Consider the following 5,503-nt stretch of genomic DNA (forward strand, 5'->3'; position numbering starts at 1 on the left):
TTTGTTGCTAGCGAGTTATAATTCAAATTGAATTGACTTCGCAAATGTTTGCTTCTTCCAACCGGTCCGAAGAACGGCTAAAAAAAGACCCTACACATTTGATTTGTCGAAACTTTGTTCAGTTTTCAAAGGTCTACTTCTGTTGAATCATTGTCAGCGACAACTCAATCAGTATAGCAGATTAAGCAGTTGCTTGTCAAGTAATAATTTGAATTTTTATTCAATCAATATTCAAGTTTGCTTAACGCGACAACTTTTATAGTTTAGCAAGAATCTAATTTGTTGTCAAGAACTTTTTTATTTGCTGTAGAAAACTCATAAAATTGACAACTCAAATAATATACTATGCTTTTTGATTTCTGTCAAATAAAAAAGGACTTTTTTTAAAAGTTATTTTACGGCTTCTATTAAAACAGTATCTAAAGAAGAGCCATACCGTTCCCCAAACAAATTTAAATGCGCCAATAAATAATAAACTTGATACCAGGCCATTCGCTTCTGATAGTTCTCCGGCAAGGGAAATGCTGTATTATAGGCTGTATAAAAATCAGCTGAGAAGCCGCCAAATAATTTTGTCATTGCCAAATCCATTTCGCGGTCTCCATAAAATATATCAGGATCGATTAACACAGGTCTTCCATCTTTTAAAAAAGCTACGTTTCCCCGCCAAAGATCACCGTGAAGTAGGCTAGGTGTAATCTTTCTTGTCCGGCTATCCTGATAAATTATTTCTTCGAGATGTTTTACTAACCTTTCCCGTTGTGTATTCCATAATCGTTTTTGCTTTGCCAATCGCACTAACGGTTCCAAACGCTGATTAACGTAAAAATCCGCCCAGTTCGCTTGCCAAGTATTAATTTTGGGCAGCATTCCTTCAGTGAAATTATTTTCCAAACCAAATTGTGGTGCGGTCAAGCGGTGAACGCTTGCAACTGCCCGACCAAGTTCCGCATCATTGCCGGTCTTAAAATCTAACCAAGCCAAAATAAGATAACCGGCATTTTCAATAGTCCCACTGGCAATAACTTTAGGCGTCACAACAACCTTTGCCAAATTTTGTAATCCGTTAATCTCATGCTTAAAAAAGTTTGCATTATTTTCTGGCTGAACTTTTAAAAAATAACGTGAAGTGGATGTACTAATTTTGTACGCTTGATTAATATCACCCCCATTGACTGGCCTAACTTCTTCAATTCCAGTCAACGGTAACTGTGCTAACCATTCTTGAGTAAGTTTCATCGCTACCTCCTAAGTTTTCTAAGGACCATTTTGCAGATTTGTAATATCCTGTTAACGGCAAATGACCATTATTAAAAGTCTACTCAAATCATAGTGTCTCCTAGGGCAAACAAAAAGAATCAGAAAAACTAAGCATTAAAAAAAATCCTGCCCTAATTTTTCTGACTCTCTTATTAACTGCTACTCCGTAACCTGTTCTTTTCTACTGAGCTTAGGTAATGAACTGGCACGCAGGGATACCTGACTATCACTTACAATTTGATCATACGTTTTTTCATCAATTGTTAGCAAACCAGTTACGGTTACTCGACCAGTTAGGATCGTATTTAATGCTGGCTGCGCCTTGTCATAATCCGTCACCACTGGTAATAGCGTCACGTTATCTGGTGTATTCTCCGCCAGATAGGTGTAAAAATCATCTATCAAGTCAATAACCACTGTGTTATCGCCATTTGTAAAGACCATGTTACGTAGCCACCAAATAACTAACTCATTTTCTGACGAGAAGACCTCTAATAAAATCCCAGACTCATTTAAAAGCTGAATTGTTTCTTTATTATCATCATTATATTCTTTGACCAAGACTAAACTACCATTAGTTCGGTAGAAGTTTTCGCTTACAACGCGATTAACATTTTTTTGATCGAGATATTGCGTTGCGGATAATTGACCCTTTAAGTCGAAAACGTCCCGCTTGATCACTTTTCCCTGACTGTAATACAACACATACCACAAACTATTATCAGCCCGTCGCTTCACCTGCATAACTGGCTGGTCGTCTTCATTCTTAACCGTTTCGGAGTGCGTTGCGTCATCCTTAACGTACTGCCAATCAGCATTCTGGGGAATAATGTCTTCCTTAACGGTACCTGGCTTTTCTGTTTCCTGCAATGACTGATATAGATTCAAAAGTTGACTATCAGCGCTAACTAAACCGAATTTCTTATATTGTTGCCATGTCTTAGTCAAATAATCATTGTATTTAGTCGTCACAACAGTCGGCGTGGCTCCAATTTGATCAAAACTACGCTTCAACTGATCTAGTGTATCTGGATAGCGACTAGCTAAATCAGGGGTTAAATCACTGGCCAAGGCAAAATAGTGCCGTTGTTTATCTAATTTAACTGCTTGAATAGATTGCTGCACATTAAAATAGCTGGCCAATTTCTGTTTGGTTTCTTTGAGTTGCTTAGTGTACTGATCATACCGCTTTTGGTTAGCAGTCAAATCACTTTGCAATTTTTCCAATTGTTTAGCCGTTGCATCCCGTTCACGATCACGAGCATCTTGTTTTGCTTTAATCTGGGCCTTCAAGCTTTTGATTTGTTCAGCCAAAACTGATTGCTTATCTTTAATAGCGGCCTCGTCCTTAGGCAGCGTTTCTAGTCGTCCCTTGGCATTACTAATTTTAACGTCAATAACGTCCAATTGGCCCTTAACATCCGCCTTTTTAGCATTTAACGCCTGAACGTGACTCTTTTGCCGTTCTGCCAGTTCAATCATCTTGGTCAAATCAGTTTCTTGCTTAATTTTATCTACCATTTCGGCTTCTTCATCCTGGTAACCAGATAATTTTTTATTAGCGGCATCAGTCTGCTGATTATAATCATTTAATGACGTTTGAACATCGCGTTGCTGCTTTTGAATTGTCTCTAATTCTGTTTGTGAATTAGAGAATTGCTTTTGGACATTCGCGTATTGAACAGTTGTTTGATCCTGAACCTTTTTCTTTAGTTCAACTAACTTGGCCTCATCAGCCGTGTGCTGCTTCTTCAAATCTTCAATTTCAGGGACAACTTTGTTAATTTTATTCAGTAGCGTAGTTCGCTCAGTCGTCAGTTGCTGTTTTAACTGATCGCGTACGTCTTTAACCTGATTTTCAAGATCAGCTAGCTTGGCCTCGGTCTCGGAGCATGTGGCCACAATATCATCTAAACTAGTATTGTTGGCCGCTTTTTGATCTTCTTTTGTTTGGCTCGTAATCTCCATCTCCGTCTCTTTTTTTATCGGCCGAAGTTTGTTACTTTCGGCTAACTGCCTGAATATAATAGCGTATGACAGTTTAAAACAACTTATTGACCCAATTTTAATGCATGAACACGGTAACATCAACTTTTGATTTAACCGGTTCACCTAAAAACACCAATTATCGTTGCTTTATAGTCCTTAATGTTCAATCTAAGAATGTTAAATTAATTTTGCAAGAATGTTCTGAAAGACCTAGAAAATGTCCCGGTTCTACTCCCCCGCAGCAAATTTATTAGCGTACCTAAGCACAATTCAGACGTCGGTTGGTTTTAATTCAATCAGCTGCCTTAACGCGGCCAATAATAATAGTCAATTGCCAAATAGAATCCAAGTGTTTTTTAAACACCACCTAGATCAACTGATTTTCCAAAAATCTGCATTTTCATTTTAATTCCAGTTGGCGTTGCTGCTAAGCCACCTAGGCCAGTTTCACGTAGCGTTTGGGGCATATCGTCACCAATCTTCTTCATTGCCGCAACAACTTCATCGGCCGGAATTTTATTAGTCAAGCCAGCCAATGCCATATCAGCAGCAATCAGAGCATTCCCCGCACCGATCGCATTTCGTTTAACACAAGGTAATTCTACCAAGCCAGCAACAGGATCACAAACTAGGCCCAACAGGTTACTCAGCGCCATCGCCAAGGCCTCAGCTGATTGTTGTGGCGTTCCACCAGCGGCTTCAACTGCAGCGGCCGCAGCCATTGCCGATGCACTACCAACCTCTGCCTGACAGCCACCAGTTGCCCCAGCGATCATCGCGTTATTGGCAATAATTAAGCCGAACGCCCCGGCGGTAAACAAGAACCGAACTAGTTGTTCATGATTGAGATTAAGTCGTTTACGTAACATAAATAAAACACCAGGTAGCGTTCCTGATGAACCGGCCGTTGGTGTGGCACAAATAACACCCATTGAGGCGTTGACTTCATTCGTTGCAATGGCATCTTGAACCGCCTCCAAGACAGTATCACCAGCCAAGGTATGATGCGATTGACGGTATTTCTTCAGCTTGACTGCTTCACCGCCGGTCAGGCCCGTTTGTGAATAAACGCCTTCACCGCTGGCACCCTTTTTTACCGCGTCAGCCATCACGGCCAAATTACGCTCCATTGCCGTCCAAACCTCATCCTTAGTGTTATTCGTATTCTGCATTTCTTGTTCAATCATGAGATCCGATAACGTTACGTGCTGCTTAACAGCCGCTGCCACTAATTCTTCAATTGAAGTAAACATTTGTCATCCCCACTTTATAAATAAATCAGCTCTGCTACCGTACTGCTCAGTGCCCTTACTTCATCTTGTTTAAGTCGCTTATTCAGGTCAAATTCAGCTAGTTGGCGCCCAGTGTCTGCTACATAGATATGATGGTAATTAATCCCGGTCAGCACTTCTAATTGTTCAAGTAGTAGCTGGTCAGTTCGGTCATCATCTAAAGCTAGTAAAACGGGCAAAGCGCCCTGTGGTTGGATATCAAATTCGCCCACTTTGATTCGTCGAATTTCAATCGTGCCACCACCAATTGAACAACCTGCAATTTCAATTGACTTTTGTGCATTTTTTAATTGAATAACTGCCGTATTCGGGTGCCCAATTGGACTTTTTCCCTTTTCTTCTTTAAAGACTACCTTGATCTGTTGCTGCCGAGCAATCGTAACCGCTTGGGGCACGCGGGCATCAGCAGGAGAAAAACCTAGCACACCACTTACGATGGCGTAATCTGTCCCGTGTCCCCGGTGCGTTTGTGCAAATGATTCAAAGTAATGCACCACGATTTCTCGAGGTGTACTTTGAAAAACTTTACGGGCCACCTGGCCAATTGCAACCGCACCGGCAGTATGAGAACTGGATGGTCCAATCATAACCGGCCCAATAATATCAAAGACACTTTTATAATTAGTAGTCACCCTAATAACCTCGCTTTCATCTTGCTATAAGTTTACAGCGAAACGACTCTTTTGTCTGTGACTATGCGATTCTTCTTAGACTATTTTTAGGCAAACGTTAATGTTAGGTTCCAAACTAAACAAGCAGCTAGTCCTCGGTTGTCCCGTACCCTGCATTTTTGGCAAAGAAATGGACCAAGGAGTCAATTCTATCACCAACCAAATAATACAACCTTACAAACGGCTGTCTTACGTGCTTAACTTCAAGAATTAGTGGCTCTATACTTTTTCCTGTTGATAGTTTACAAATGGTAAACTATTAACAGGATTTTTGTGCAGAAAAAGAGCTCA

4 protein-coding genes are annotated in these 5,503 nt (G+C 40.5%); all 4 read right to left on the reverse strand.

The genetic code is table 11. From position 1 onward, the window contains the following. Positions 1-390: 390 nt before the first annotated feature. The 4 genes from EKM98_RS11760 to EKM98_RS11775 all read right to left on the reverse strand — a co-directional run bounded on the left by EKM98_RS11760 (position 391) and on the right by EKM98_RS11775 (position 5,173). Positions 391-1,239, reverse strand: a complete 849-nt coding sequence (locus EKM98_RS11760; protein WP_125982733.1) for a fructosamine kinase family protein — start codon at positions 1,237-1,239, stop codon at positions 391-393. A 180-nt stretch (positions 1,240-1,419) separates the two neighbouring features. Further along, positions 1,420-3,228, reverse strand: a complete 1,809-nt coding sequence (locus EKM98_RS11765) for a coiled-coil domain-containing protein (RefSeq protein WP_225418585.1) — start codon at positions 3,226-3,228, stop codon at positions 1,420-1,422. Between the two features lie 377 nt (positions 3,229-3,605). Further along, the gene (sdaAA, locus tag EKM98_RS11770; protein ID WP_125982734.1) at positions 3,606-4,502 is read right to left on the reverse strand and encodes an L-serine ammonia-lyase, iron-sulfur-dependent, subunit alpha; all 897 of its coding nucleotides are present in this window, start codon (positions 4,500-4,502) and stop codon (positions 3,606-3,608) included. 14 nt (positions 4,503-4,516) lie between these two features. Further along, entirely contained in the window at positions 4,517-5,173 is a 657-nt protein-coding gene (locus EKM98_RS11775; RefSeq protein ID WP_125982735.1) for a serine dehydratase beta chain, read from the reverse strand. Positions 5,174-5,503: the final 330 nt, after the last annotated feature.

The sequence above is a fragment of the Loigolactobacillus iwatensis genome (assembly GCF_003950295.1).
GTDB lineage: Bacteria > Bacillota > Bacilli > Lactobacillales > Lactobacillaceae > Loigolactobacillus > Loigolactobacillus iwatensis.

What these genes read in the sequence shown, in the direction of transcription:
- EKM98_RS11765 (WP_225418585.1), bottom strand. Translation starts at nt 3,228, where the DNA reads ATGGAGATTACGAGCCAAACAAAAGAAGATCAAAAAGCGGCCAACAAT.
- sdaAA (WP_125982734.1), bottom strand. Translation starts at nt 4,502, where the DNA reads ATGTTTACTTCAATTGAAGAATTAGTGGCAGCGGCTGTTAAGCAGCAC.
- EKM98_RS11760 (WP_125982733.1), bottom strand. Translation starts at nt 1,239, where the DNA reads ATGAAACTTACTCAAGAATGGTTAGCACAGTTACCGTTGACTGGAATT.